The sequence below is a fragment of the Saccharopolyspora sp. NPDC049426 genome, from assembly GCF_040676935.1.
Taxonomy (GTDB): domain Bacteria; phylum Actinomycetota; class Actinomycetes; order Mycobacteriales; family Pseudonocardiaceae; genus Saccharopolyspora.
Map to the genome: position 1 here is coordinate 1 of NZ_JBFAPZ010000019.1, position 25580 is coordinate 25580.

At 70.9% G+C, this 25580-nt stretch carries 16 protein-coding genes; 5 read left to right on the forward strand and 11 right to left on the reverse strand.

Annotation, left to right across the window (positions count from 1 at the left end; all coding sequences use genetic code 11):
- Positions 1–25: 25 nt before the first annotated feature.
- The 5 genes from AB0J78_RS30195 (at position 26) to AB0J78_RS30215 (ending at position 13782) form a co-directional block, all read left to right on the forward strand.
- A complete protein-coding gene (locus tag AB0J78_RS30195; protein WP_363794894.1) occupies positions 26–4855 on the forward strand; it encodes a hypothetical protein in 4830 nt (1609 codons plus the stop codon).
- Between the two features lie 95 nt (positions 4856–4950).
- Positions 4951–8463: a hypothetical protein gene (locus AB0J78_RS30200; protein ID WP_363794896.1), complete on the forward strand. Its 3513-nt coding sequence runs from the start codon at positions 4951–4953 to the stop codon at positions 8461–8463.
- A complete protein-coding gene (locus AB0J78_RS30205; RefSeq protein ID WP_363794898.1) occupies positions 8460–9425 on the forward strand; it encodes a hypothetical protein in 966 nt (321 codons plus the stop codon). Before AB0J78_RS30200 ends, AB0J78_RS30205 begins: the two co-directional genes overlap by 4 nt.
- The gene (locus tag AB0J78_RS30210; RefSeq protein WP_363794900.1) at positions 9422–12817 is read left to right on the forward strand and encodes a right-handed parallel beta-helix repeat-containing protein; all 3396 of its coding nucleotides are present in this window, start codon (positions 9422–9424) and stop codon (positions 12815–12817) included. The genes AB0J78_RS30205 and AB0J78_RS30210 overlap by 4 nt, the downstream gene beginning before the upstream one ends.
- 92 nt (positions 12818–12909) lie before the next feature.
- Positions 12910–13782, forward strand: coding sequence for a macrolide 2'-phosphotransferase (locus tag AB0J78_RS30215; protein WP_363794902.1), 873 nt, complete (start codon positions 12910–12912; stop codon positions 13780–13782).
- 232 nt (positions 13783–14014) lie between these two features.
- Here AB0J78_RS30215 and AB0J78_RS30220 read toward each other — a convergent pair whose 3' ends face one another.
- The 11 genes from AB0J78_RS30220 to AB0J78_RS30270 are packed head-to-tail and all read right to left on the reverse strand — an operon-like array spanning position 14015 to position 25496.
- The gene (locus tag AB0J78_RS30220; RefSeq protein WP_363794904.1) at positions 14015–14569 is read right to left on the reverse strand and encodes a GNAT family N-acetyltransferase; all 555 of its coding nucleotides are present in this window, start codon (positions 14567–14569) and stop codon (positions 14015–14017) included.
- A gap of 40 nt (positions 14570–14609) precedes the next feature.
- On the reverse strand, positions 14610–16070 hold the full coding sequence (locus AB0J78_RS30225) for an ATP-binding cassette domain-containing protein (protein WP_363794906.1): 1461 nt from the start codon (positions 16068–16070) through the stop codon (positions 14610–14612).
- Entirely contained in the window at positions 16067–16864 is a 798-nt protein-coding gene (locus AB0J78_RS30230; protein ID WP_363794907.1) for an ABC transporter permease subunit, read from the reverse strand. Before AB0J78_RS30230 ends, AB0J78_RS30225 begins: the two co-directional genes overlap by 4 nt.
- Positions 16861–17799: an ABC transporter permease gene (locus AB0J78_RS30235; protein WP_363794909.1), complete on the reverse strand. Its 939-nt coding sequence runs from the start codon at positions 17797–17799 to the stop codon at positions 16861–16863. Before AB0J78_RS30235 ends, AB0J78_RS30230 begins: the two co-directional genes overlap by 4 nt.
- On the reverse strand, positions 17796–19322 hold the full coding sequence (locus AB0J78_RS30240; protein ID WP_363794911.1) for an ABC transporter substrate-binding protein: 1527 nt from the start codon (positions 19320–19322) through the stop codon (positions 17796–17798). The genes AB0J78_RS30235 and AB0J78_RS30240 overlap by 4 nt, the downstream gene beginning before the upstream one ends.
- A gap of 11 nt (positions 19323–19333) precedes the next feature.
- Complete coding sequence (locus AB0J78_RS30245) at positions 19334–20149, reverse strand: class I SAM-dependent methyltransferase (protein ID WP_363794913.1); 816 nt, start codon at positions 20147–20149, stop codon at positions 19334–19336.
- Entirely contained in the window at positions 20134–21399 is a 1266-nt protein-coding gene (locus AB0J78_RS30250) for an MFS transporter (RefSeq protein ID WP_363794915.1), read from the reverse strand. The genes AB0J78_RS30245 and AB0J78_RS30250 overlap by 16 nt, the downstream gene beginning before the upstream one ends.
- Positions 21396–22403, reverse strand: a complete 1008-nt coding sequence (locus AB0J78_RS30255) for a dipeptide epimerase (RefSeq protein ID WP_363794917.1) — start codon at positions 22401–22403, stop codon at positions 21396–21398. The genes AB0J78_RS30250 and AB0J78_RS30255 overlap by 4 nt, the downstream gene beginning before the upstream one ends.
- Positions 22400–23428, reverse strand: coding sequence for a PLP-dependent cysteine synthase family protein (locus AB0J78_RS30260; RefSeq protein WP_363795080.1), 1029 nt, complete (start codon positions 23426–23428; stop codon positions 22400–22402). The genes AB0J78_RS30255 and AB0J78_RS30260 overlap by 4 nt, the downstream gene beginning before the upstream one ends.
- Before the next feature lie 29 nt (positions 23429–23457).
- Positions 23458–24240 (reverse strand): DUF364 domain-containing protein, encoded by a 783-nt coding sequence (locus AB0J78_RS30265; protein WP_363794919.1) that lies wholly within the window; start codon positions 24238–24240, stop codon positions 23458–23460.
- A complete protein-coding gene (locus AB0J78_RS30270) occupies positions 24237–25496 on the reverse strand; it encodes an ATP-grasp domain-containing protein (protein ID WP_363794921.1) in 1260 nt (419 codons plus the stop codon). Before AB0J78_RS30270 ends, AB0J78_RS30265 begins: the two co-directional genes overlap by 4 nt.
- Between the last annotated feature and the right edge of the window lie 84 nt (positions 25497–25580).

Sequence of the window (25580 nt, forward strand, 5' to 3'; positions counted from 1 at the left end):
CCACAACGGTCGCTGGTACGTGCCCATGTCGGGGCAGATCTACCAGATCCAGTCCTCCGGCAACATGATTCACATGGCGTCGCAGAACCTGCCGCGGGATCTGCTGGAGCGGATGCAGTACCAGACGGAATGGGATTCCGTCCGCCACGTCGACCGGCGCAACATCCACTCGGCGATGACCGTGAGCGGCCACTTCCACCAGGGGCCCGATGGCCGTCGCACGATCCTGCCGGGCACGACACCGAACCTCACCAACGTCGAGAACCGCAACTACGTCTCCGGATACCGGGGTTACGACCCGCAAGCCGATCCCACCAGCGGCTTCACCCGAGACACCGACCTCGGGCTCGCCGAACGCTCCCGGCCGAGCCGGTCCTCGCACGAGTCGACCCGCTCGGCGCCGTCGTCCTCGCGCTACCCGACGAGTTCCTCCTCGTCGTCGAGGTACTACCCGACGTCGAACGACAGGTATTACTACGACCGGCGACCGGGACTTCCCCCGGACTCCACGAGCACTCCCGGCGAAGCGACCCGCGCCCAGGACGGCGCCGGCTCGGTTCACGTGCCCAGCGCACTCGCCGACAGCCCCAGGATCCAGGCCCCTGCCGGTCCCGTCACCACCGAGGCCCTGTCCGGCCAGGTCGACCCCAGCGCGGACCGCGTAGTGCTGATCCCGAACTCCGGTGCTCGCGGCATCGACTTCGCCGACAGCGGCACCCGGGTAGCCATGGACCTCGGCAAGGAGGTCGTGGCGCTGGTCGACAACGGTCGCGGCAAGTTCCAGTGGCGCAGCTTCCACCCCGACGGATCCCGGCCGCGCGTGGTTCGCGACGACGCACCCGCCACGACCGCCACCACCACGGTGTCCTCGAAGCAGCCCACCGAACCGGCACCGCCTCGCCGGCAGCCGCCGACGTTCGCGGTGGAGGCCGAGCGGTGGAAGCCGCTGGACAACGCCTTCGTGGTGGACAGCAACGGCGACCGCAGGACGATCCAGCGCGGCCCGGCGAGCGGTATCCGGCAGGAAGTCCGCTACAGCCTCACGCCGGAACCGGGTCGCTGGAACTTCGAGACGAAGCTGCACTTGCGTCCGGCTGATGGCGTGAGCGCGGCGGATCTGGCGGCGGTGCGCGCCAACACCGCTGCGGGCATCGAACGGCTGCTCAACCAGCCCGAGAACGTCCTGCCGGGGCCCGGTGTCCGCGCGCACGGCCAGGTCACCTTCGTAGACGACCCGGCTGATGCGGATGGTGTCGTCGAGGTGGTGCCGGGTCGGCCGGATGATGTGCAGAATCCGATGGATCAGCATCGGTGGGCTGTGGGTGCGAGTCCGTCGGAGTTCACCCATGAGGTGATGCACTTCTTCGGTGTGCGGGATGCTTATCCGCATCCGCGTCAGTTGTTGAGCACTTCGGACAGTCCGGTGCCGGGCGACCTGATGGACACCCGGCAGGAGGGTGTCGATTACCGGGTCCTGGATCGGCACATGCAGCAGATCATGGACGTGGCTTCGCCGCATCTGCCGGGTTCGCTGGTGACCGATGGTGTGGTTCCGCCTTCGTCGGGCACCACGACGTCCTCCCAGCGCGAGGCCAACCCGGCCGACGTTTCTCCCGGCGTCTCGCCCGACGACCGCTACCGCAGCTCGTACGAGTCCTCGCGGTCCCATCATTCCTCGCGCTCGCACCACTCGTCGCGCTCGCACCACTCCTCGTCGAGCCACCGCACACCGACGTACTCGACCTACACGGCCACCCCGGCACAACCGGCCGGACCCGTGCGGCTCGACAACCCGCAGTTGCGCGCGAACCCACCACGCCCGCGCTGGATGTACCGGGGCGACACGCGACCGCCGGAGGAGATCTTCCGCAACGGCATGACCTCGTGGGGCCGGGACTACAACCTGGTATCGCACGTGCACGGCGGCGACGCCGCGCGCAACTCCGGCTACGTGTCCGTCACCCCGAGTTCCGTTGCCGCGCACCAGTTCGTCGTCCCCGACGGTGGCGAACCGATCCGCCACCACGGCCGTTGGTACGTGCCGATGACGGGCCAGATCTACCAGATCGAGTCCTCGGGAAACATGATTCACATGGCCTCGCAGAACCTGCCGCAGGATCTGCTGGACCGCATGCAGTACCAGACCGAGTGGGATTCCGTCCGGCACATCGACCGGCGCAACATCCACTCCGCGATGACGGTGCGGGGCTACTTCCACCAGGGGCCCGACGGCCGCCGCACGATCCTGCCCGGTACGACGCCGCAACTCACCAACGTGGAGAACCGCTACTACGAGGAGGGCTACCGGGGCTACGACCCGCACGCCGACTCGCGCAGCGGATTCACCCGCCGCACCGACCTCGGACTCGCCCCACCGCCTCCGCCGAGTCGTTCCTCGCACGAGTCGAGCCGATCCGTCCCGTCGTCCTCGACGTACCCGACGACCTCCAGCTACTACCCCACGACCAGCTCTTCCTCGTCGACGTATTACGCCCCGTCGAGCAGCAGCTCGTACTACTACGACCGGCGGCCTGGCCTCCCGCCCAGCCAGGACGGACCGGTCGACAGCACGAACCGTTCCCACGACCCCGAACCGGCGTCGTCCGTGCCGCGCGACCAGCGCTTCGCCGCGATGCTCGACACCTACCGGGCCGCGCGATCCGCGGTGTCCTCGGGCGTCAACCCCGTCCAGTACCACGCAGACGGCGTTCCCGGCGGTGCCAGCAGCCGGCCCGACGCGCGGTTCGGCACCGAGATCGAGTTCACCGTCCCCGACGAGCACTTCGACGTCGCCGTGCAAGAACTCGGCACCGCCTTCCGGGACGCCGGCCTCGGTGACTGGCGCGACGGTCAGGAACTGGGGTCCGGCCTGGTCAAGAAGGCGCCCGACCGCTGGCGACTGGTGGACGAGGACACCCTCGACAACGGCATCGAGGCGGTGTCGGAGAAGCTCGGCGGCGACTCGCGCTCCTGGCAGCGCTTCGGAACGGCAGCCGACATCGTCCGGTCCGTCGTGGAGAAGTACGGCGGGTCGGTCGACGAGGGCGGCGGACACGTCAACGTCAGCTTCGACGGCGCGCCCTCCACGCCCCGAGCCAGCGTGGCGCTCGCCGGACTGGCCAAGGCACGCGAGCAGTCGCTGTACCGGATGGCGAACTCCACGATGGGCGGACGCCAGCGCGAACTCCGCGCCGTCGGCGCGATGCCCGTCCCTCCCCGCGCCCACGCCCTGCAGACCCCGGACGACGTTCGCACCCTGAACTCCAGCCGCAACGAAGGCCTCAACTTCGAGCACGTCCAAGGCGATCCCCACGACCGGTGGGAATTCCGCATGTTCCCCAGCAGCACCAACAAGGGGGAGTGGCAGGCTCGCGTGGAACTCGCCTCGGCGATGCTCGCCGCAGCGCAGGACCCGGCCACCCACGACCGCGTCGAGGCGCTGCTGACCGACCCGAGGCTGCTCGGCGACGAAACCGGTGACCGCTCGGAGGAAGCCCAGCTCAACGACCTGCTGGACCTGCTGGACGTGCTGCCGCTGAGCAAGGCGGCGGAACAGCAGATCGTCGAGCTGTTCGCGGCCACCGAACCCTGGCAGCGCAGCGGCGCCACCGACGACTTCCAGACCTTGGCGGTGCCCACCCGCGACGGGCTGCACTACCCGAGCCCGACCGAGGACGTGTCGGGACTGGTCCAGCAGGGCCGCGACACCAACCGGAACCTGGACGAGCAGGTCATCCGAGTGACTCCCAGCCAGGACGGCGATCACGTCACCCTCTGGGACGGCAAGGAGCACACGCCGCGGGACTTCGCCAACTACGTGCGGCTGCACCCCGGCTTCGACCAGGACCGCAGGGTCGTGCTGGAGACCGGGAACGCCGACGTGCGCGCGATCCAGGACGTCTCCCGCCTGCTGGGCAACGCCGAGATCCGGCCCCGCCAGGAGTCCGCTCCGAACACCGACTCGGCCGACATCTCGCCCGGTCTGCCGCCGTCGGACGGGTCCCGGCACTCCTCGCACTCGCGTCGGTCGCACGAGTCCTCGCGGTCGCACCACTCCTCGAGGTCGCATCATTCGTCGGGGTCGCACCGTTCGTCGTCGGGTCGGCCGTCGTATTCGACGTACACGGCGGTTCCGTCGTCTTCGGCTCAGGCGAGCGCGCAGCCTGCGGGTCCGGTGCGGTTGGACAATCCGCAGTTGCGGGCGAATCCGTCGCGTCCTTCGTGGATGTATCGGGGTGATACGCGTCCGCCGGAGGAGATCTTCCGCGATGGGATGACGTCTTGGGGTCGGGATTACAACCTGGTCAGTCACGTGCACGGTGGTGATGCCGCGCGTAACTCCGGTTACGTGTCGGTGACGCCGAGTGCGACGGCGGCGCATCAGTTCGTGGTGCCCGACGGTGGCGAGCCGGTTCGGTACAACGGTCGTTGGTACGTGCCGATGTCGGGGCAGATCTATCAGATCGAGTCCTCCGGCAACATGATTCACATGGCGTCGCAGAACCTCCCGCGGGATCTGCTGGAGCGGATGCAGTACCAGACCGAGTGGGACTCGGTGCGTCACGTGGACCGGCGCAACATCCACTCGGCGATGACCGTGAGCGGGCACTTCCACCAGGGGCCCGATGGCCGCCGCACGATCCTACCGGGCACGACACCCAGGCTCACCAACGTCGAGAACCGGGATTACGTGCCCGGGTACCGGGGTTACGACCCGCACGCCGACCGGGACAGCGGTTTCACCCGAGACACCGACCTCGGGCTGGGACGTTCGCCGAGGCGGCGGCGCTCGCCGTCCTACGACTACGAGTACGACGACCACCCGTCCTCGTCGTCCTACTACCGCGGTCGGTGACCACGCGGTCCCACCGCAGCACGAGAACACGTTGAACCTCCTCGCGCTCGCCATCCGTGGAATTAACGGGGCCACAGGGAGGAGGCAGGCAGCACATGGGCGCATTGGTCGTCGAGCGAACGGGTGCAGGCGTGGTCGTGCGCGCGGAGGAATCGGGTGCGCCGGTACCGCCGCCGCCGTTCACCCTGGCGGACGGGCGCACGCAGGTCTATATCGACGAGTCCGCGCTGCCCGCTTTCGAGCAGCTCGAACCCGAGGTGCTGGCCGCCTTGCGCCGTGAACTGCGTCCCGACGGAGTCGGCCTGCCCGCCATCCGGCTGCTCTCGCCCCGGGCGGGGCTCGCGGCCCCGAACGGTTCCCGCCCGCTGGCGCTGAGGCTGTCCGAAGCGCTCAACGTCGAGGTCGTCGCCCCTGACGGCGAACTGGTCATGCTCCCCGGCGGCGAGCTCTTCTCCGCTGGACAGCAGACCGGCTGGGTCGGATTCCGGCCCGGTCAGTCGAAGCTGCACGACGGCCCCAGCTATCCGGTCCCGGAATGGCAGGACGGGCTCTCCACCAGCCTGCGGACCCGGCCGATCGACCCGCGGATCAGCGTCACCCCCATCCCCGCCGGGATCTGGGTGCGCACCGCCGGTCAACCGGCCAGGCCCCACTCCGACATCGGGTTCCGGGTGCCGCTGTCGCGCAACCGCCTGGCCGTCGTCGTCGGCGCACCCGGTGAGCCGCTACCGGCGACCGAAGCCCTCGCCGCGTTCGTCGGCGGACTCCCGGCGCAGCTGCGCGAGACGTTCGGGCTGATCGGGTACGGACCCGAACCGGTGAGCGTCCGGCCCCTCGCGCAGCAGCTCGCCGAGCTGATCGGTCAACCCGTGCACGGCTGCCACGCCGTGCCGCAGTACCTGCCCGAAGGCGGGCAGACCTGGCTGGTGCCCGACGACTCGGGTCGGCCCAGCTGGCTCCCGTTCGTGCTGGAGAGCACCTACCAGCCCGGAGTGCCGCCGATCCCGCGGAACTGGCTGCCGCCGGTGTCCGGGCTCACCGAGGCAGGGACCGGCACGTTCTGGCTGCAGGACGGGTGGCTGGTCGACGTGCTGCCGGCAGGTCTGCTCGTGCGCCCCGTCCGCGTGCCGGTCGACCCGGTCGCGTCGAGACTCCCCATCTCGCCGGACGCCGTCAACTTCGTCATCAGCTCCGCGGGCGGACAACCGCCTCAGCGCGTGCTGACCGCGGTGGAACGACTCGCCGGCCAATTGCCCGCTGCTGCGCGGGAACGCCTGCGACTGATCGCCACGCCTCACGCCGAACCCGACTACCTGGGACGGCTGGCCGCGTCGCTCGAGGTCGACGTGCACGTGCTCGGCACCGCAGGACCGGGACCCGCCGTTGACCGCGCCGCGAGCGCGCCGCTGGGCGCGCACCCCTGGGAAGCGTCCACCGGTGCGGTGCCGGCGGGTGTCGGTGGGCAGACCGTCGCGTGGATTCCCGCGCCCCCGTCAGGGGTCTCGTCGGTGGTCCAGCCCACCGCGCAGCTGCCGACGGTTGCGCAGGGGAGTCCTGCCACGCCCGCTCAGGACGAGCCCGCCACGACCCCGGTTGTCGCTGTGCCGGTTGTCGCGGCGCCGGTCGTCTCGGCGCCGCAGCCGATTCGGCACCAGCCGACGGAGCCGTTGCGCATCGTCTCGCCGGTCGTCGTCGACGCCGAAGGACGGATGCGGCCCATCGGTGACGGGTGGCGCCCCGGCCAGGCCGACGCGGCAGCTCCCGCCGCGGACGTGGCGTCCGTTCCGCCGGTGCCCGCGGCGCTGGGCCCGGCCACACCGCTTCCGCAGCTGTCCCAACCCCGGTCACCGCAGGCGCAGGCACCGGAAGCGTGGGTGCCGGACGTCCAGCCGCCCGCCGATCAGGAACCGGGCGGCCCGGCCACGCCGGCGCTAGCCGCAATCGCCGAAGCCGAAACCCCCGCTGCGCCGGAAGAACCGGTCGAGGAGCGGAAGCCGATGGTCGCGAGCCCGATCGCGGTGCCCGTCACGGCGACGTCGGTGCAGATCCCGGCGGTCGCGTCCAGCACCCCGCTCCCGTCGATGAAGCCCGCAGAGCCAGAACCAGAACCAGAACCCGAACCCGAGCCGGAACCGACCGCCCCCTTGCGGGCCGACGCGACACCGGAAGCCCCGGCACCTGTGGCACCGCCGTCCGTCGCGTCGGCTGCCGGGCCGCCACCCGCGGCCCCGCGGGTTTCGGCCGCCCCGGCACCGCCCGCACCTGCGCCGAGCCAGCCGACGCCTTCACCGATGGCGCCCGCAGCGCAGCCGACACCTCGTCCGGTTGCGCCTGCGCACGGCCCGGCTCCGCTCGCTGCCGCGGTCAACCGGATGCCCGCTCCTGCCGCTGCACCAGCGGTTTCGGCGCCGACGGCACCACCGGCTCATGCCCCTGCCCCGGCACCGGCGACTCCGGCAGCGGTGGCACAGCAGCGGCCCGCACCGGAGCAGGCCGTCTCGGCCGTTCCGGTGTCGACCACCGCAGTGCCCACCGAGACCTCGGCGCAGCAGACGGTTTCCGGCGCTGTCGGCTCCGCAGCAGCGGAGGGTGCGAAGAACGAGGTCGCTCAGGACGCCACCGAGTCGCAGTCGGCTGCGGAGCAGACGACAACGCTGAAGCTGGCCGACATCCGAGCAGGGGCCGAGCAGGAAGGCTCCGCAGCAGAGGACTTCGCGCACCAGGAAACCGTTGCGGCGGAGCAGGTGTCGTCCGTCGAGTCCACCGAGACGAGCGCGGAGGCGTCCGAGGCCCTCGCGGAGACCGAGACCGATGATCAGGTAGCAGCAGCTGCGCTGAAGCCGCTGCTGCTGGTCGACCACGCCAGCTCCGAGGAGGACCGGCAGCAGTTCAAGAAGTCGCTCGGCTGGAAGTACGACGCGGCCACGCGTTCGGTGACCCGGCTGCTCGCCGAGCGGCCGGGACTGCGAGGCGGCATGCCGGTGGACGACGCGATGCTCACCGAACTCGCCGCCGTGCACGTGTTCGCGACCTCTGACCAGCGTGAGTTCGTCAACGCGATCCGCACCGGCGACGTGGCCACGCACTACCCGTTCATCTCCTGCCTGGCCGGCGGCCTGCGGCGGCTTCCGTCGCTGCAAGGACTGGTCGTGCGCGGCGGCCCCGGCGATGCCGAGAGCGTCGAGGACTACGTGGTCGGCAGCGAACTCGTCGAACCCGCGCCGATGCTCGGCGTCTCGGACGAGTCGGCGTCCGTGCCCGGTTCGGTGGAACTGCTGATCTGGTCGGTGACCGCGCGGCGGCTCGGAGGTCTCGCCGCCGACGAGAACTCCGCCGACGTCGTGTTCCCACCCGCCACGTCCTACCGGGTGCTGGCCGTGGAAGCCGACGCCGGTCGCGTGCTGCTCACCGAAGTCGGGAAGAAGCAGCGGTCCGAGGACGCCCGCAAGCGGCACGACGCCCGCGTGCTGGAACGCCTGACCGAGGCCGCCAAGAACCGCGACGAGCGGCCCGCAGCCGACCCCACCGCCCCCGACCGCGAGCGGTACTCGGTGCTGCTCGGCGAGCCGACGAGCCCGTTCGCCGAGGCCGCCGGAGTCGATCGGTGAGCCCGGAACGACCCGAGGTGCACCGGCTGCTGCTCCAGCTGGCGGGCCGGATCCCAGACGGCGAGCTCGCTGTGCTGCGCACCTGCCTGGCCGACGAGGAGCTCGACGAGATCGCCGACTCGCTCATCAGCGCCGTCGGCCTGGGCCTGGCGCTGACCGAGCCGGAGGTAGAACTGGTCACGGCTCTGGCGCAGAACCAGGACGTCGACGCCGCCGCGCTCGCCGAGGCACCGCGCGCGACCGAACCGCCGCCGTGGCGGTTCACGGCGGAATCCGCCGACGACGCCGACGAGGCCGCGGTGCGGTCCGCCGAGCGGGTCGGGGGAGTGCGGGCGCTGTGGCGCAGCGGCCGGGTCTCGGCGGAGACGACCGAACCGGTGTACCTCGTCGAAGCGGGACAGGACGCCGATCTCGTCGAGCTCACCGCCGAGATCCAGCACGGGCTCGCCGAAGCGGGCGCCGAACCGCGAGTCGAGGTCTTCCACACCGACGCCGCCCCGACCCAGTACCACGAGGCCGCGCTGGCGGCGTCCGAACTGGTCTGGAACCCGGCGCCGCCCGCGCGGCTGGCGCGCGTCTTCGACGGTGCCGACACCCTCGGCAAGCCGTTCTTCCGGCCCGACCACCCGCGCGCCGAGGCCGCGGAACGGCAGCGCGTGCTCGGTTACCTGCGCTCGGCACCGATCGCGATGGCCACCGACCAGGTCATGCCCGATGTGATCGACCCGAACCGCACCGTGCCGCTGAACTTCCGCTCTGACGGCACCTGGGTCTGGAACGACGCGGTCCACTACTACCTCGACCGCTACCACCTGGCGCCGGATCCCGACCTCGTGTCGCACGTGGTCGCCGCGAGAACCGCGCCTCCCGCGCTCGGTCGGCTGGACCTGCACCGCGCGATGAGCGTTCTCACCGAACCATCGAAAACCGAATCGGCTGACGAAAAACTGGGGCGAGCATGACCAACACACGATCGATGCTGTCGGTCTCCGCGACGGCCCCGGACTCGTTCCGCACCATCGGCGACGCCATCGCGGCGGCGACCACCGGCGACGTCATCTCCATCCAACCCGGCACCTACACCGAATCGGTCGTGCTCAGCCGCGACGTCACGCTGTCGGCGGCGGGAGCGGAAGGGGGCGTGCGGATCGAGTCCACCGGTGACCCGGCCGTCGTGATGGCAGCCGAAACCGCGGTGCTCTCGGGCTTGGTGCTGGTCCACAGCGGAGCCGAGACCTCGGCCATCGACGTCTCCACCGGTCGGCTGCGGTTGGAGGAATGCCGCGTCGAGGCGTCGTCGGCGGCAGCGCTGTACGTGCACGGGCAGGCCGAAGCCAGCGCCAGCGGAACCGAGTTCACCAATCCCGCCGGGGCCGGAGTGATCGCCATCGACGGCGCCGAGGGCCACTTCGGGAACTGCACGATCAGCAACGTCAAGGCCGCTGCGGTCGTCATCCGCACCGATGCCGACCCGCAGTTCGTCGGCTGCACCATCACCGACGCCGAGGGCAGCGCCGTGCTGGCCGCTGAACGCGCCCGGGGCGCGATGCGCGACTCCCGGATCGTGCGCGCCGGAAACCCCGCCGTGGTGGTGGAGGGCAACAGCTCCTTCCGGTTGAGCGGCACGTCCATCACCGAGCCGACCGGTGTCGGCCTGCTCATCGCCTCCCGGTCGACGCCGGTGATCGAGGACTGCACGATCACCTCCCCCGGGGCGCAGGGCGTCGTGCTGGTGCAGCAGGGCGAGCCGGAGATCCACCGGCTGCGCATCGACAAGCCCGCCGGGTACGGCGTGCACGTGCTCGAAGGATCCCAGGGCGAGTTCGGCGAGTGCACCATCGTGGACTCCCGCGACGCAGGGGTGTGGATCGCCGGAGCCTCGCCGTCGTTCTCCTCGCTCGACGTGACAGGTGCCGGCGGCGCCGGGGTCGTCGTGACCGAGAACGGCACCGGGACCTTCCGCGAGCTGACGCTGCGACGGCCGGCCGGTGCCGGCATCGAGGTGCGCGGTTCGAAGGCCACCATCTCCGGTGGTGCTGTCGCGGAGGCGACCGGCGATGCGGTCCTGCTGGCCGAGAAGGCGCAGATCGAGGTCGAGGACGTCGCCCTCTCCGGCGCGGGGGGCGTCGGCGTGCGCGTCGGTGAGCAGAGCTCCGCCGACCTGCGCGGTGTCACCGTCGTCGGCAGCGGGGGAACCGCGGTGCTGGTCGCCGACGGCCAATCGGTGCTGCGCAGCTGTGACCTCTCCGACGCCGGGGAGCACGGTGTGAAGGCCTCCGGAACCTCGTCGGTGGCCCTGGAGCAGACCCGCATCCGCGGCTGCGAGGGCAACGGCCTGGAATGGGCGGCCGGATCCTCCGGCGTGCTCGATCGCTGCGAGATCTCCGGGAACGCCGCCGACGGCATCGTCGTCGGCTCCACCGAGTCGATCAGCGTCCGCGACACCGTCACCAAGGACAACGGCGGCGCAGGTGTGCGGTTGCAGGTCCGCAGGGACAACGTGCGGCTCAGCGGAATCACCAGCGCGCAGAACGGCGATTCGGAGAGCGACTCCGGCGAAGCCGCACCCGAATCCGACGATTCCCAGCGCTTCGGTAGCTCGCGCAGCGCCGATGCGGCGCCGCCGAGCGAGTCCGGCTCCGAATCCGAACCCGTGCAGGCCAAGCGGAGTTCCGAAGGCCGTCTGGGAGAGCTCCTCGGCGAGCTCGACGCGCTGGTCGGTCTCACCGACGTCAAGCGCGAGGTGGAGGTCCTGACCCGCCTGGAGCAGATGGCCGAGAAGCGCGCGGCGGTCGGGCTGCCGATGCCACCGATGAGCAGGCACCTGGTGTTCGCGGGTTCGCCCGGTACCGGCAAGACGACGGTCGCGCGGCTCTACGGGCAGATCCTCAAGGAACTCGGCGTGCTGCGCGCCGGCCAGCTCATCGAGGTCGGCCGAGCGGACCTGGTGGCGAGCGTCGTCGGCGGTACCGCGCTGAAGACGACCGAGTGCTTCGAGAAGGCCCTAGGCGGTGTGCTGTTCATCGACGAGGCCTACACGCTCTCCGGTGGAGGTGGCGGCGGCGCCGACTTCGGCCAGGAGGCCGTGGACACGCTGGTCAAGCTGATGGAGGACCACCGCGAGGACGTGGTGGTCATCGTCGCCGGTTACACCATGGAGATGCGGAAGTTCCTGGCCACCAACCCCGGCCTCGGATCTCGGTTCTCGCGGACCATCGAGTTCGCCGACTACAGCAACGAAGAGCTGGTCACCATCGTCGAGGGCATGTGCCGCGCCAACGACTACCGGCTGGAGTTCGAGACCCGCGAGGCGGTGCTCGGCTACTTCTCGAAGTACCCGCGGGACGAGGCGTTCGGCAACGGCCGCACCGCCCGCAAGGTCTTCGAGGAGATGATCGGCCGCCAGGCCTACCGCCTCGCCGACGACCCCGAGCTCAATCCCGTTGCGATGACCCGCCTGCTGCCGGAGGACATCGGTGCGCTGCCGGGCAGCGGAGTCGGGGCCGGTGCGGCCAACGCGGACACGGCCAAGGTGGAGAGCCTGCTCAACAAGCTGCACCACATGGTCGGTCTGGCCGACGTGAAGTCGGAGGTCGGCAACATGGTCGACTTGCTGGCCTCGGCCAAGCAGCGCCAGGCCGCCGGGCTTCCGGTGCCGTCGCTGAGCAGGCACCTGATCTTCGGCGGTCCGCCCGGCACCGGTAAGACGACGATCGCCCGCCTCTACGGCGAGATCCTCGCCGCGCTGGGCATCCTCCAGCGGGGGCAGGTCGTCGAGGTCGGTCGTGGTGACCTGGTCGGCGAGTACGTCGGGCACACCGCCCACCGCACCACCGAGGCGTTCGACCGGGCGCGCGGCGGCGTGCTGTTCATCGACGAGGCGTACACGCTGTCCTCGCAGCGCGGCTCCAGCTCCGACTTCGGTCAGGAGGCCATCGACACGCTGGTCAAGCTGATGGAGGACCACCGCGACGAGGTCGTGGTGGTGGCGGCCGGGTACGAGGGGCAGATGGAGGAGTTCCTGTCCGCCAACCCGGGTCTGTCCTCGCGGTTCTCGCAGCGGGTGCGCTTCGCCGACTACAGCAACGACGAGCTGGTCACCATCGTCACCCAGCACGCCGCTGCGGCCGGCTACGAGTGCACCGGGCCGACGGTCGCGGCGTTGCGGGCGCACTTCGTGTCCACGCCGCGGGGCCCGTCGTTCGGCAACGGTCGTTACGCGCGCCAGGTCATGGACGCCGCGGTCACCCGGCACGCGAAGCGACTGCGGCGCACGGCATCCCCGACGTTGGAAGACCTCTGCCTGCTGCTGCCCGACGACGTTCCCGCCGCGGGCGAGGTCGCCAGCGGCTGACCCGGCGGCCGAGTGGCTCGGAGCGCGGGCGGTGCGCGGTGGGGGATCTCGCGGCCGCACCACCTGCTACCGGATCGGCTACCGTCGGAGCGGTGCTGGCAGAACTCGCGGAACGTCACGGCCTTCGGGTCCGGGTCGTGGAGATCGATGAGACCGGCTGGGACTTCCAGGTCGGACATGCGGTGGACGCAGACGGAACCCGATGGGTGCTGCGCGCACCCCGTCGCAGCGAGGTCGGCGACCTGATCGAGGGCGAGCGGCGCCTGCTGGAGCACCTGCGCCCGCGCTTGCCCGTCGCCGTTCCCGACTGGGAGATCTGCACGCCGGAGCTCGTCGCCTACCGCAGGCTCCCGGGGCGGCCGCTGGGGCCGGAACACCCGAAAACCCTGGAGTACCAGTGGTGGCGGGAGCCCGCCGAGGAGTTCTTCGCCGACCTCGGTGCTGTGATCGCGGAACTGCACCGCACCGAGGTCGACGAGGTCGCACGGCTGGGCGTGCCGGTCTCAGGCGCTCGGGATCTCCGGGAGGAGGCCGACGATCACCTGAGGCTGGCGCAGAGCATGCTGGAGGTTCCCGAGAAGAAGGTGGCGCGCTGGCGATCGTGGATCCACGACGACGTGTACTGGTCACGGGCCGCGGATCTGCGCCTGGTTCACGCGGATCTGCACCCGGGGCATTGCCTGGTGGACGAATCCGGTCGTCTGACTGGGGTTCTGGACTGGACCGATGCCGCGGTCGACGATCCGGTGCTGGACTTCGTGGCCGCCCACAACGCGTTCGGCGAGCGCGGTCTGTCGCGGCTGCTCGCGGGTTATGCGCAGGCCGGTGGGAGCGTACGAGCTGAGTTCGTGTCGCATGTTCGGTTCCTCTCCGAGTTCCGGTTCTCGGTTTCGCTGGGCGTGTACGCGGTGGAGTCGGGACGTGGTGGATTCCTGGAGATCGCGCAGCGGCGCCTTCTCGTTTGAGCGCCTGTGTTTTCCCACTCTGAACTTGTCAAACAACAAGTCGCCGAACGGAAATCGCGTCCGTCGAACTGATGTTTCAAGTGTGCCCCGCCGCGTTCGAAAACGCTAGCGAACAGCCATCGCTGGATGGGGTGGCGAATCGATCACGCGCTGAAACCGGTTGGCGCGAATGATGTTTGATCACCCCACCGTGGAGTGATGTGACCGGTGAGGTGGGTGTGTCCGCGGACGGTCAGACGACCGGGATCGGGATCTCGAAGTGCACGGCCGGGCTGTGGGCCGGGTCGGTGCGGCCGTCGTGGACCTCCTTGGCGACGCTGCGCCAGAAAGGTTCCGCGCCGTCGATGGCGGCGTTGGTGTGCAGGTAGATCGACTCGTAGCCGGGGGTCAGCGCGACGAAGCGGCAGGCCAGCTCGACCAGTTCCCCGGCCAGCCCCCGGCGCCGGTGCTCGCGGCGGACGTAGACGCGGAAGATCTGCGCGGTCGTGCCCGACGGGTAGCGCTCGGCGAGCCAGGGCGCGTGCGGCGGGCTCTGCGGGCCGTCGGCGCGAACGGAGGTGGTGGCGACGACCTCGTCGTCCAGCGCGGCGACCAGCAGGGCCTGCCGGGGGTTGTCGAAGTAGGCGGTGTCCATGTCGACGACGTCGTCGTGCCAGCGCGGGTCGTAGCCGTGGCCGAACTCCTGGTAGAAGGTGTCGAGCATGACCGACCTGGCGCCCGCCGCGTCCGCTCGGGTCGCTTCGCGCACCACGTAGCGGCCGATCTGTCGCTCCCCGAGCTGGTTCACGTCTACCTCCTCCGTCGACAACATATTTTGAAAATCATATTCAATTAGCGGCTCGCCATGTCTCCCGACCTCCCGTTTCGGCGGTGACGAGGGACCTGGTGACCTCGTGCCGCGGCGAGGTGAGGACCTCGGCGGCGGCTCCCCGCTCGACCACCCGGCCCTCGTCGAGCACCAGGACGCGGTGCGCGAGCCCGGCGACACCGGCCAGGTCGTGGGTGATGACCAGCAGCGCGCACCCGGTGTTGTGCTGCAGCTTGGCCAGCACGTCCAGCAGGTCCGCTCGTCGTCCCGGGTCCAGACCGGAGGTGATCTCGTCGCAGATCAGCACGTCCGGCTCGGCCAGCACCGCGCGCACCAGCGCGGCTCGCTGCAACTCCCCGCCGGACAGGCCCGCCGGGTTCCGCCTCGCGGTCGATTCGGGAATCCCCAGCTGCGCCAGCTCATCGGCGGCCCGGTCCCGCGCCCGGTCACCGGGCACGCCCCGCAACCGCTCCGCGGTCCGCGCGACCTGGTCCAGGACCGGGGTGAACTCGCTGAACGAGGCCCGCGCGTCCTGGAAGACGTGCTGCACGCGGGCGAGCTGCTCCCGGGAACGTCGGCGCAGCACCGGGGACAGCGGCTCACAGCCGAGCAGGACCTCGCCCGAACGGTGCCGGTGAAGTCCGGAGACGCACCGCGCGAGAGTGGTCTTCCCGCTGCCGGAACGTCCCAGCACCGCGAGCCTCTCGCCCGGCGCGACCTGCAGCGACACGCCGTGGAGGATGTCGGTCCCGCGATGGCCTGCGGTCAGGTCCCGCACGGACAGGACCGGGTCCGCGGCCTGCGGAGGCGCGGGTGCGACCGCCGTCGCCTCGGCGATCCCGTCCACATCGGAGGGACGAACGCGGCCGCCCTCCACGAGCAGTACCCGGTGCGCGAGGTCGCGGACAAGGTCGAGGTCGTGGGTGAGCAGCAGGATCGCGACGCCCTGCTCCGCGACCTCCCGAAGCTCCGCGGCCAGCTGCGCTCTCGTGACCGGGTCCTGACCGGTCGTCGGTTCGTCGGCGATGAGCAACTTCGGGTCGCCGATGAGGGCCTGTGCCAGCACGATCCGCTGCTGCTGGCCACCGGAGAGCTGATGCGGGTAGCGGCGCAGGAAGCGCTCGCCGTCCGGGATCTGCGCGCGCCGGAGCGCGTCCAGGACTCGCTGCCGGAGCTGCTGCTTCGGCACGTGCAGCCGGGCGACCTCGGCGAGCACCGAACCGATGCGGCGCACCGGGTTCAGCGCCGCGGACGGCTGCTGCGGGATGAACCCCACCTGAGCGTCGACGTCGACGTCACCGGAGATCACCGCGCCCGGCGGTCGCTCGCCGAGCAGCGCGAGCGCGGTGGTGGTCTTGCCGCTGCCGGATTCGCCGACCAGCGCTGCGATCTCGCCTGCGGCCAGGCTGAACGTGGCGTCCGAGACGAGTTCGCGGTCGCCGAGGGTAACGGTCAGGTTCCGCACGTCGATGGCGGTCACCGGGCCTCCAGGAAGGTCGTGCCGGACTGCCGCAGCCAGCGGTCGAACAGCAGGTTCACGCCGATCGACAGCGCGATGATCAGCAGCGCGGGCAGCACCACCGCCCACGGCTGCAGGAACAGCCCGGTGCGGTTGCGGTCCACCATCGCCGCCCAGTCCCCGGCCTGCGGGGAGAGCCCCACGCCGAGGAAGCTCGCCGAGGCCACCAGGTAGATCGCCCCGGTGAACCGGGTTCCCAGGTCGGCGGCCAGCGTGCGGCGCATCGCGCGGGCGACGTAGCCCACCGCGATGCGCGCGCGGCTCTCGCCCTGCAGGCGCATCGCCTCCACGGCGGGGCGCGCCGCCAGCGACAGCGCGGCGGCGCGGGTGATGCGCACGACGTCCGGGAGGTTGATCAGCGCGACGACCGCCACCAGCACCCACGGTCGGCCGGGTGCCAGCGCCGCCAGCAGCAGCAACATCAGCATCGACGGCACCGCGAGCAGCAGGTCCAGCGGACGCATCACCACCTCGTCCAGCAGCCGGTTGCGGGTCATGCCCGCGAGCAGCCCCAGCGGGAGGGCCAGCAGGTAGGTGCAGGCGGTGGCCGTGAGAGCTGTGAACACCAGCGACCGGCCTCCGAGCAGCACCTCGTCGAGCACGTCGCGGCCGACGAAGTCGGTGCCGAACAGGTGGCCGCCGCCGAGCACGAAGGCCACGTCCTTGGCGGGATCGTCCGCGGTGAACAGCGGACCGAACAGCGCCACCAGCACCGGCACGGCGACCAGCGCGCCGGGGATCAGGTACCTGCTCATCGGTGGGCCTCCGCAGTGGGGGACAGGATGCGGGCGGCGACGTCGGCGCCGAGGTTGACCAGCACCGTCGTGCTCGCGAAGACCAGCGCCAGCCCCTGCAGCACCGGCAGGTCCCGCGCCGAGACGGCTTCCAGCAGCGTGGTTCCCAGCCCCGGAACCACGAAGATGGCCTCCACCACGATCACGCCTCCGATCAGCCAGTCCGCCGTCCGGGCAAGCTGCTGCACCGCCGGGGCCGCGGCGTTGGGCAGCGCGTGCGCGAACCGGATCCGGCCAGGTGAGAGCCCGAGACGCCGGGCGTGCTGCACGTAGGGGGAGTGCTGCGCCTCGATCATCCCGGCGCGCACGAGGCGGCTCAGCGAGCAGATCGGCCGCAGCAGCAGCACGACGACCGGGAGCACCAGCAGACCGGGACGGCTCAGCAGTGAACCGCCCACGGCCGTCGGCGGGAACCAGCCCAGCTGCACGGCGAAGACCGTCACCAGCAGGATCGCCATCGCGAACTCCGGTGCCGCGTAGAGCCCGAGCGTGGTGCTGGTGATCATCCGGTCCAGCCGACCGCCTTCCCTGCGGGCGGCCAGCATGCCCACACCGGTCGACAGCGGCACCAGCAGCACCAGCGCCAGGCAGGCCAGCAGCAGCGTCGGCCCGGCGGCCGAACCGATGACCTCGGCGACGCTGCGCGGACCGGCCAGCGAGGTGCCGAGATCGCCCTGGGCAGCGGCGAGGACCCACTCCGCGAACCGCTGCCACATCGGCCGGTCCAGGCCCAGCTGCTCCCGAAGCCCGGCGATGACGGCCGGATCCGGGTTGTCCCCGGCGATGGTCACGGCCGCATCGCCGGGGAGCGCTTCGGTCAGCAGGAAGATCCCCACGACCACGAGGAACACCTGGACGACGCCGAGCAGAACGCGGCGAAGCAGGTAGTGGATCACGCCAGCCACACCTTGTCGAAGCGCGCCCAGTCCAGGGTGTTGGCGGGTGCCCGGTCGTCGACACCGCCGACGTTGGTGGCCGAGGCGACGATCCAGTCGGACACGCCCCACCACACGAAGCCGCCCTCGTCGAACAGCTGCTCCTGCATGCGCCGGTAGATCTCGGCGCGGCGGCTCTCGTCCAAGGTGGACTGCGCTTCGTCGTAGAGGGCGTCGAACTCCGGGCGCCGCCACGCGGTGTTGTTGGTCGTGGAACCCGACAGCAACCGCTGGGAGAAGTGCGAGTCCAGCGGCATCCCGCCGGAGCGGTAGCCGGCCAGGACACCGCTCTTGTTGATGTCGGACCAGTAGGTGTCCTTGTTGCCCAGCCGCACGTTGAGGTTGAGCCCCGCCTCGTGCGCCTGGTCGCTGATGGCCATCGCCGCCTCCTTCAGGCCGGTTGAGGCGTCGGAGGTGTCGAAGTCGATGGTCATGCCCTCGGCCCCGGCCTGCTTCACCAGCGCCCGCGCCCGCTCCAGGTCCTGCTGGCGTTGCGGCAGTTCGGCGTAGTAGCGGTATCCCTTGCCGTAGAGGTCGTTGCCGACCTGGCCGGAGCCCTGCAGCACCGAGCGCAGCAGCTCCTCGCGGTCGATGAGGTGGAACATGGCCTGCCGCAGCTCGGGGCGGTCGAACGGCGGGCGGTCGACCTTCATCGCCAAGCCGTGGAAGTTGCTCAGAGGCAGCCGGTGGACCTGGAGCTGACCGCTGGACTCGTAGGTGCGGGCGCTGGTGAGGGTGAGGTCGTGGGCGTAGTCGATCTGCTTGCCCAGCAGCGCGTTCACCCTCGCGGCCTCGTCGTTGGTGACCACGATCTGCAGCTCGTCGACCAGCGGCGCGCCGTCGAAGTGCTCGGGATTGCGCGCTGCGAGGAAGGAGCGGCCCGGTTCGAAGGAGACCAGCTTGAACGGACCGGTGCCGATCGGCGTGCTGAAGTCGGTGGTGCCCTCGGGGACGATGTAGGCGCCGAGGGTGGCCAGCGCGTTGGGGAACTCGGCGTAGGGCCGCTTGAGCCGGAACTCGACGGTGCGGTCGTCGATCGCGCGGCTGTTGGCCAGGTCGATCACCGAGAGGGTGGACTTGGCGCGGCGGCTGCCGCCGGGTTCGGTGATGCGCGCGTAGCTGGCCAGCACGTCGGCGGCGCGCAACGGACGGCCGTCGTGGAAGTTCGTCTGCCGCAGCGTGATCCGCCAGGTCAGCAGGTCGGCGGAGGGTTCCCAGCGCTCGGCCAGCCGGGGCTGCGGGGACATGTCCGAGCCGTAGTCGGCGAGCTTGTCGTAGAGGGCCTTGGCGCGGGCGATCTCGATGTAGAGGTCGGTCTCGTGCGGGTCGAGGACCTCGGCGGCGCCGCCGCCGGAGAACGCGGCGCGTAACCGGCCACCGGGTTTCGGCGCTCCGACGGTGCTTCCGCCGCCCGGGGCGCAACCGGTGAGCAGGACGGCACCGGCGGTCAGACCCAGGAAGCCGCGGCGGTTCAGGTTCTGCATGGGGATCTCCTCTAGCGTCGGCGTGCGATCAGGTGCAGGCGGTCTCCGGACATCCGCTCGGACAGCTCCGCGTCGGCCTGCCAGCGGGTGTCGGTGCGGGGGCCGGGTTCGTCGAACAGGGCCAGGACGTCGAATCCGCAGGTGTCGGCGAAGTGGCGCAGTTCCTGCGGGAACAGCAGGCGCCAGGCGGATCGCTGAACGAGCTCGGAGCCGTCGTGCCGCCACACGCGTTCTCGCCGCAGCAGCTGTCCGGCGTGGTCGATCCACAGTCGCGTCCGGGACCGGTAGGTCGACCCGTCGTAGGTGAGCTCTCGTTCGGAGGTCTCGTCCAGCAGTTCGGTGTTGCCCAGGAAGAACGCCCCGTTGCGCGCCTCGGCGACCAGCAGCCCGCCGGGACGGAGGTGCTCGTGGCACTGCCGCAGGAACGACACCAGCTCCTCGTTGCGGTGGCAGTACAGCAGCGCGCTGTCCAGGCAGGTGATCACGTCGAACTCCCGCCCCAGCGCGAACTCCCGCATGTCGGCGACGACGAACCGCGCGTCGGGGCAGTGCTCTTGGGCGTGCGCGACCATGTCGGCGGAGGTGTCGATGCCGGTCACCCGGTACCCGGTGCGCACCCAGTACCGCGCGTCCCGCCCCGTCCCGCACCCCACGTCGAGCAGGTCCCGGCTCGGGCGTTGGGATTTCAGTGGAAATCGGGATTCTGATTTCCACTGAAATCCGGTGAAGCGGGTGACGACGTCGTGGACGAAGGTGGCCGCGGTGTGGTCGGGGTCGGGGAACCAGGCCTCGTAGATCTCGGGGTTGTCGGTCAGGAAGTTGCGCATGCGGGTTCCTCGGTTCGGGGGCCGATGCCGGTGCGGCGGTGGACGGCGAGGACGGCGAGTGCGGAGGCGAGTCCGATGAGGACGCACAGGGCGGACGGGAGCCACGGCAGGCTCGGGGCGGCGAGATCGGTGGCCCAGCCGATGAGGGCGTTGCCCGCGGCGGCCGTCAGACCGGAGGCCAGGTAGAACACGCCGAAGTAGGTGCCGGACAGCGCCGCGCCTCCGAACGACGGGATGAGCTCGTAGACGAACGGTTGCGCCAGCATCACGCCGACGGACAGCCCTAACGCGGTGACCAGCACCGGAACCAGCCGCAGCACTGCCTCCCCCGGCGAGTCCGGCGCAGTGCCTGGCAGCAGGCTCGCCGCGACGGCGGTGACCGCGAACGAGCCGCCCATCAGCGCCAGGCCGGTGGCGATGGAACGCCCCCGGCTCCACCGCTCGGAGAACCGGGCGGTGATGCGCACCTGCAGCAGCAAGCTCGCCGCCGTCGACACCAGGAAGATCACCGACACCGACGCAGGCGAACCGGTGAACTGCTCGGCGTGCATCGGAAGCACCAGGTAGAGCTGGTTCTGCAGGGCGAACATGCCGGTCAGCGCTCCGGTGAACGCCAGGAAGCGGCGATCGGTGAGCACGCCGCGCCAGTCGGTGAGGAACGAGGTTCCCGAGCGCTCCACCCGACGCACCGGCAGCACCAGCACCTGCGCGACCGTCAGCAGCGCGAAGATCACCGCCGCGATCACCGCCGAGACCCGGAAGTTCACCAGCAGCAGCGCGCTTCCCAGCAGCGGACCGAGCAGCATCCCGGTGTTGGCGAACACGTTGAACAGCGAGAACACCTCGGCGCGACGGTCACCGGCCTCGGTCGCGAGGTAGGCGCGCACCGCCGGGTTGAACAGCGCACCGGCCAGGCCGCTGAGCACCGAGGCCCCCAGCAGCACCGGCACGGAGGAACCCAAGGCGAACAGCCCGAAACCCACCGCGCGCAGCGCGCATCCGGCGATGATGACGCCGCGCGCGCCGAGCCGGTCCGCGGCCGAGCCACCGACCAGGAACAGGCCCTGCTGGCTGAGGTTGCGCACGCCGAGGATCACCCCGACCACCGCCGCCGACATCCCCAGGTCGTGCCCGAGGTATCCGGCGAGGTAGGGGATGAGCAGGTAGAAGCCGGTGTTCACGCCGAGCTGGTTGACCAGCAGCACCTGCACCGCCAGCGGGTAGGTGCGGATGAGTCGCCAGGTCTTCACGAGGGTCGAACCCCCAGTCCGGTGGCGCCGGTGACGCGCAGCAGCCCGTCCTCACCGCCGATGCCGGTCCACGGGTCTCGGGCCAGCAGCAGGTGACCGTCGAGGTCGACCCAGCGGGCCAGCCCGGTCAGGTGCACGGCCGGTGCGATGCCCAGCGAACTGGCGACCTGGCACCCGAGCATCACGTCGACGCCGGAATCCCGTGCGGTGTCGACGAGTTCCCGCGCGGCCCGGATCCCACCGCATTCGGGCAGTTTGATGTTGATCCCGTGCACCCGCGAGCCCAGCGCGCGCACGCCGTCGACGGTTCGGGCGTCCTCGTCGGCGATCACCGGGATCGGGGAGTCCGCCGCCACCCGGGCGAGCACGTCGGGTGTTCCCGGGGCGATGGGCTGCTCCACCGCGTCGACGTCGAATTCGGCCGCAGCGCGGAGCATGTCGGCCGCTCGCTCGGGTTCCCAGGCGCCGTTGGGGTCCAGCAGCAGCCGGACGTCCGGCAGCGCGTCGCGGATGGCCTTGACCCGGTCCAGCTCCTCGGGCTCGGCGCCGATCTTCACCTTGAGCAGCCGGAACCCCTGGGAGGCCAGTTCGCAGGCCGACGCCACGGCGCGGTGGGTCGGGGTGATGCCGATGGTGCGCGCCGTGGGCACCGGCCAGCTCGGCGCGGTCCCGACCAGGTCGTAGACGGCGACGCCGCGCGTGCGGGCCACCAGGTCGTGCAACGCGGCGTCCACCGCCGACCGCACGCCGGGGGAGCCCGATATGCCTGCCACCAGCGCGGAAGTGGGGTCGAGCGGGGCGAGGTCGCGCTGCGCCGCCGCGAGCTCCCGCTCGATGCGGTCCACGTCCAGTCCGTAGTAGACGCTGGTCACCACTTCGCCGTGGCCGACGACGCCGTCGTGCTCGGCGGTGACGGTGACCGCGCCCCGTTCGGCCATCACCGACCGCGAGATCCGCAGCGGTTCGCGCAGCGCGAGTCCGCCCACCCGCCAGTGCAGCTTCACGCGGGCACCTCCACCTTCACCAGCGGATCGCTGATCACCCGGCATCGCGTCCACCCCGTGGCCTCGACCTCGGGATCGGCGACCTCCACCGGCCGGGTGGCCGTGGTGCCGTCGAGGAGTCCTCGCGCGCGGCAGTAGTCGTCGTCGAAGACGGTGCCCAGGTAGCGCTGCGGGCCGTCGGGGAACACCGTCACGACGTTCGCGCCCGGCTCCACCCGCGACGCCCACGCCGCGACCAGCGCCACCGCGCCGGTGCTCCAGCCGCCGGTGACGAAGGAGTCGCGCGCCAGGGTACGGCAGGCGGCGACCGCCTCGGCGGGGCCGACCCAGTGCACCTCGTCGAAGAGCGCGTAGGCGACGTTGCGCGGATGGATGCTGCTGCCGAGGCCGCGCATCACGCGTGGACGCGCGGGCTGTCCGAAGATCGTCGATCCGACGGTGTCCACGCCGATGAGCCGCGCGTGCGGCCACCGCTTGCGCACCGCGCGGATCGCACCCGAGCTGTGACCGCCGGAACCGACGCTGCACACCAGCACGTCGACGCGGTCCAGGCATCGGGCGATCTCGGCGCCCATCTCGTCGTAGCCGGCCGGGTTGTCGGGGTTGTTGTACTGGTCGGGCCAGTAGGCGCCGGGCAGGTCGTGGCAGATCCGCTGCACCCGGTCCAGCCGCGCCTGCTGCCAGCCGCCCACCGGATGGGGCTGGTCGACGACCTCCAGCCGGGCTCCGTGGGCCCGCAGCAGGGCGCGCATGCCCGGTTCGAGTTCGCTGTCGACGACCAGCACGATCGGGTGTCCCAGCGCGTTGCCGGCGAAAGCCAGCCCCACGCCGAGGGTTCCGCTGGTCGACTCCACGACCGGGGCGCCGGGGCGCAGCTCGCCGCGCCGGCGGGCCCCGCGCAGCATCGACAGGGCGGCGCGCGCCTTCATCCCACCCGCGCTGAGGCATTCCAGCTTCGCCCAGAACCCCGGGTGAGGACGCGGCAGCGGAGCCGACACGCGAGCGAGGGGCGTCTCCTGAACCAGGTCGAGAAGGTCGGGGTTCGGTGTTCCGTTCACCGGCACGCCACCTCCGAGTAGCGGTAGAGCACGCTCGGGCCGCCGTCGAGCCAGAAGAACGGGTACGGCTCGGCGGACACGGCCGTGACGCCGTCGCCGAGGAAGCGCGGCAGGACGCCGCTCCCGGTCTGGGCGAAGAACACCAGCGGTTTTCCGGTCCGGCGCGCGTGGTCGAGCAGGGTCTGGAAGGTTCCGCTGCCCAGCACCATCCCGGAGGCCAGCACCGCGTCGCAGTCGTCCAGCGCGCCTTCGGCGTCGGTGATCACCGGCTCGTCCCACTCGGTGCTGCCGCCCTTGCGGTCGCAGGCCACGTAGCCGATCCCGCGTTCCCGCAGGCGTTGCAGCAGCGAGTTCACGACGCCCACGACCAGCACCCGGCGGCCCCCGGAGGGCAGCAGGTCCACGACGTGCTGCGACCGGTGCAGCGATTTCCGCAGCGAGTCACCGCGATCGAGGTGCACGGCCTCGGCGTGCTCGTGGTGCGGCCGCAGGTGCTGCAGGTGCGCGTCGAGAGCGGCGATCCGCACGGCGGGCAGCGGGTGCCGCAGGAGATCGCGGACGGGTGCGCCGACGCAGTCCAGCACGACGTCCTCGCCGACCTCGCCGGGTTCCACCGCGCAGGATCCGACGGCGTCGCCGACGCGGAGGCTGAGCACGTGGTTGCGGTAGGAACGCTGCCGAGAGGCGTGCCGGACTCCTTGCTGGGTCAGGAAACCCACGCTGATCTCGGAATCCGCGTCGGGGAGCGCGGTCTCGATCAGGTCGTCCAGTGCCGTCACGCGGCGTCCTCCGCGTAGCGCACGTCCAGACCGGAGATCAGCAGTTCGGCGTGCGGACGCGCCGCGCCCGGCCGGTCGCTGGTCACCATCACGTGGCCCAGGTAGTTGTTGTTGCTGGTCGCGGGGCCGGCTCGGTGGCCGGCGGGCTTGAGCTTCCACTCCGCCACCGCGGGATCGCGCAGCGCTTCGGTGCCCTGGATCTCGGCGATCGGTCCGGTGCGCGGGGGTAGCAGGAACGAGATCGCCGCGCTCGACGCCCCGGTGTCCACCGGGCTGAGATCGGGCTTCTCGCCCAGCGCGACCTGCGCGTACACCCCGGCGAGGTCGATGCCGGTGACGCGGCGGATCAGCTCGGTGATCTGGTTGCCCGCCGGACGCGGGTTGACCTCGACGATGCGCGGGCCGTCGGCGGTCAGCTTGATCTCGGTGTGGCAGACGGTGTTGTCCAGGCCCAGCGCCTCGATCGCGGCCACGGCGGTCGAGATGACGCCGTCGCGGGTCTCGTCGTCGAGCGCGGCCGGGAACATGTGACCGGTTTCGACGAACCACGGTGCGCCGGCGACGCTCTTGTCGGTGACACCGACGACCGTGGTCCGTCCGCCGGAGGTGACGGTCTCCACGCTCACCTCGGCGCCGGTCAACAGCTCCTCCAGCAACACCACGGGACTGCGTTGCTGGCCACGAGCGTTGACCGGAAATCCTTGCAGTTCGGCGAAAGCTGCGCGCAGCTGCTCGACGTCGTCGACCCGCCGCACGAACATGCCCGCGCACAGGTCGACGGGCTTGAGCACCAGCGGGAAACCCATCGCGGCAGCGGCTTCTTCCAGGCCGCGCAGCGTCTCGGCGAGCGCGAAAGCCGGTCCGGGCACCCCGGCATCGTGCAGCGCGCGCCGGGTCCGGTCCTTGGCGCAGGCGCTTTCGACGGCCTCCGGCGCGGGGCCGGGAAGCCCCAGCCGCTGGGCGATCTTCGCGGCGGTGGGCAGGTAGTAGTCGCACGAGGTCGCCACCCCGTCGAAGCCGAGCACCGGTTGCAGCCGTTCCAGGTGCGGCAGCAGCACTTCGGGGTCGTTGGTCTCGCAGGTGAGCACGTTGTCCGCCCCGAGCAGCGGATGCGGGCCGGTCCCGGGGGCGGAGCGCAGGTAGTGCTGGAGATCTCTGGTGACGAAGCTGAACCGGTGGCCCTCCTCGTTGATCGCTCTGGGGAGCAACGTGCTCATCGCCCCGACCCAGCTCTCCACCAACAACAGGTGACTCACACCGACTCCTCCCGGCCATTGCGCCTGACGCTCGGCGATGATAATCGTTTTCAATAAGTCTGACAACTCGCCGTAGGGATGTGA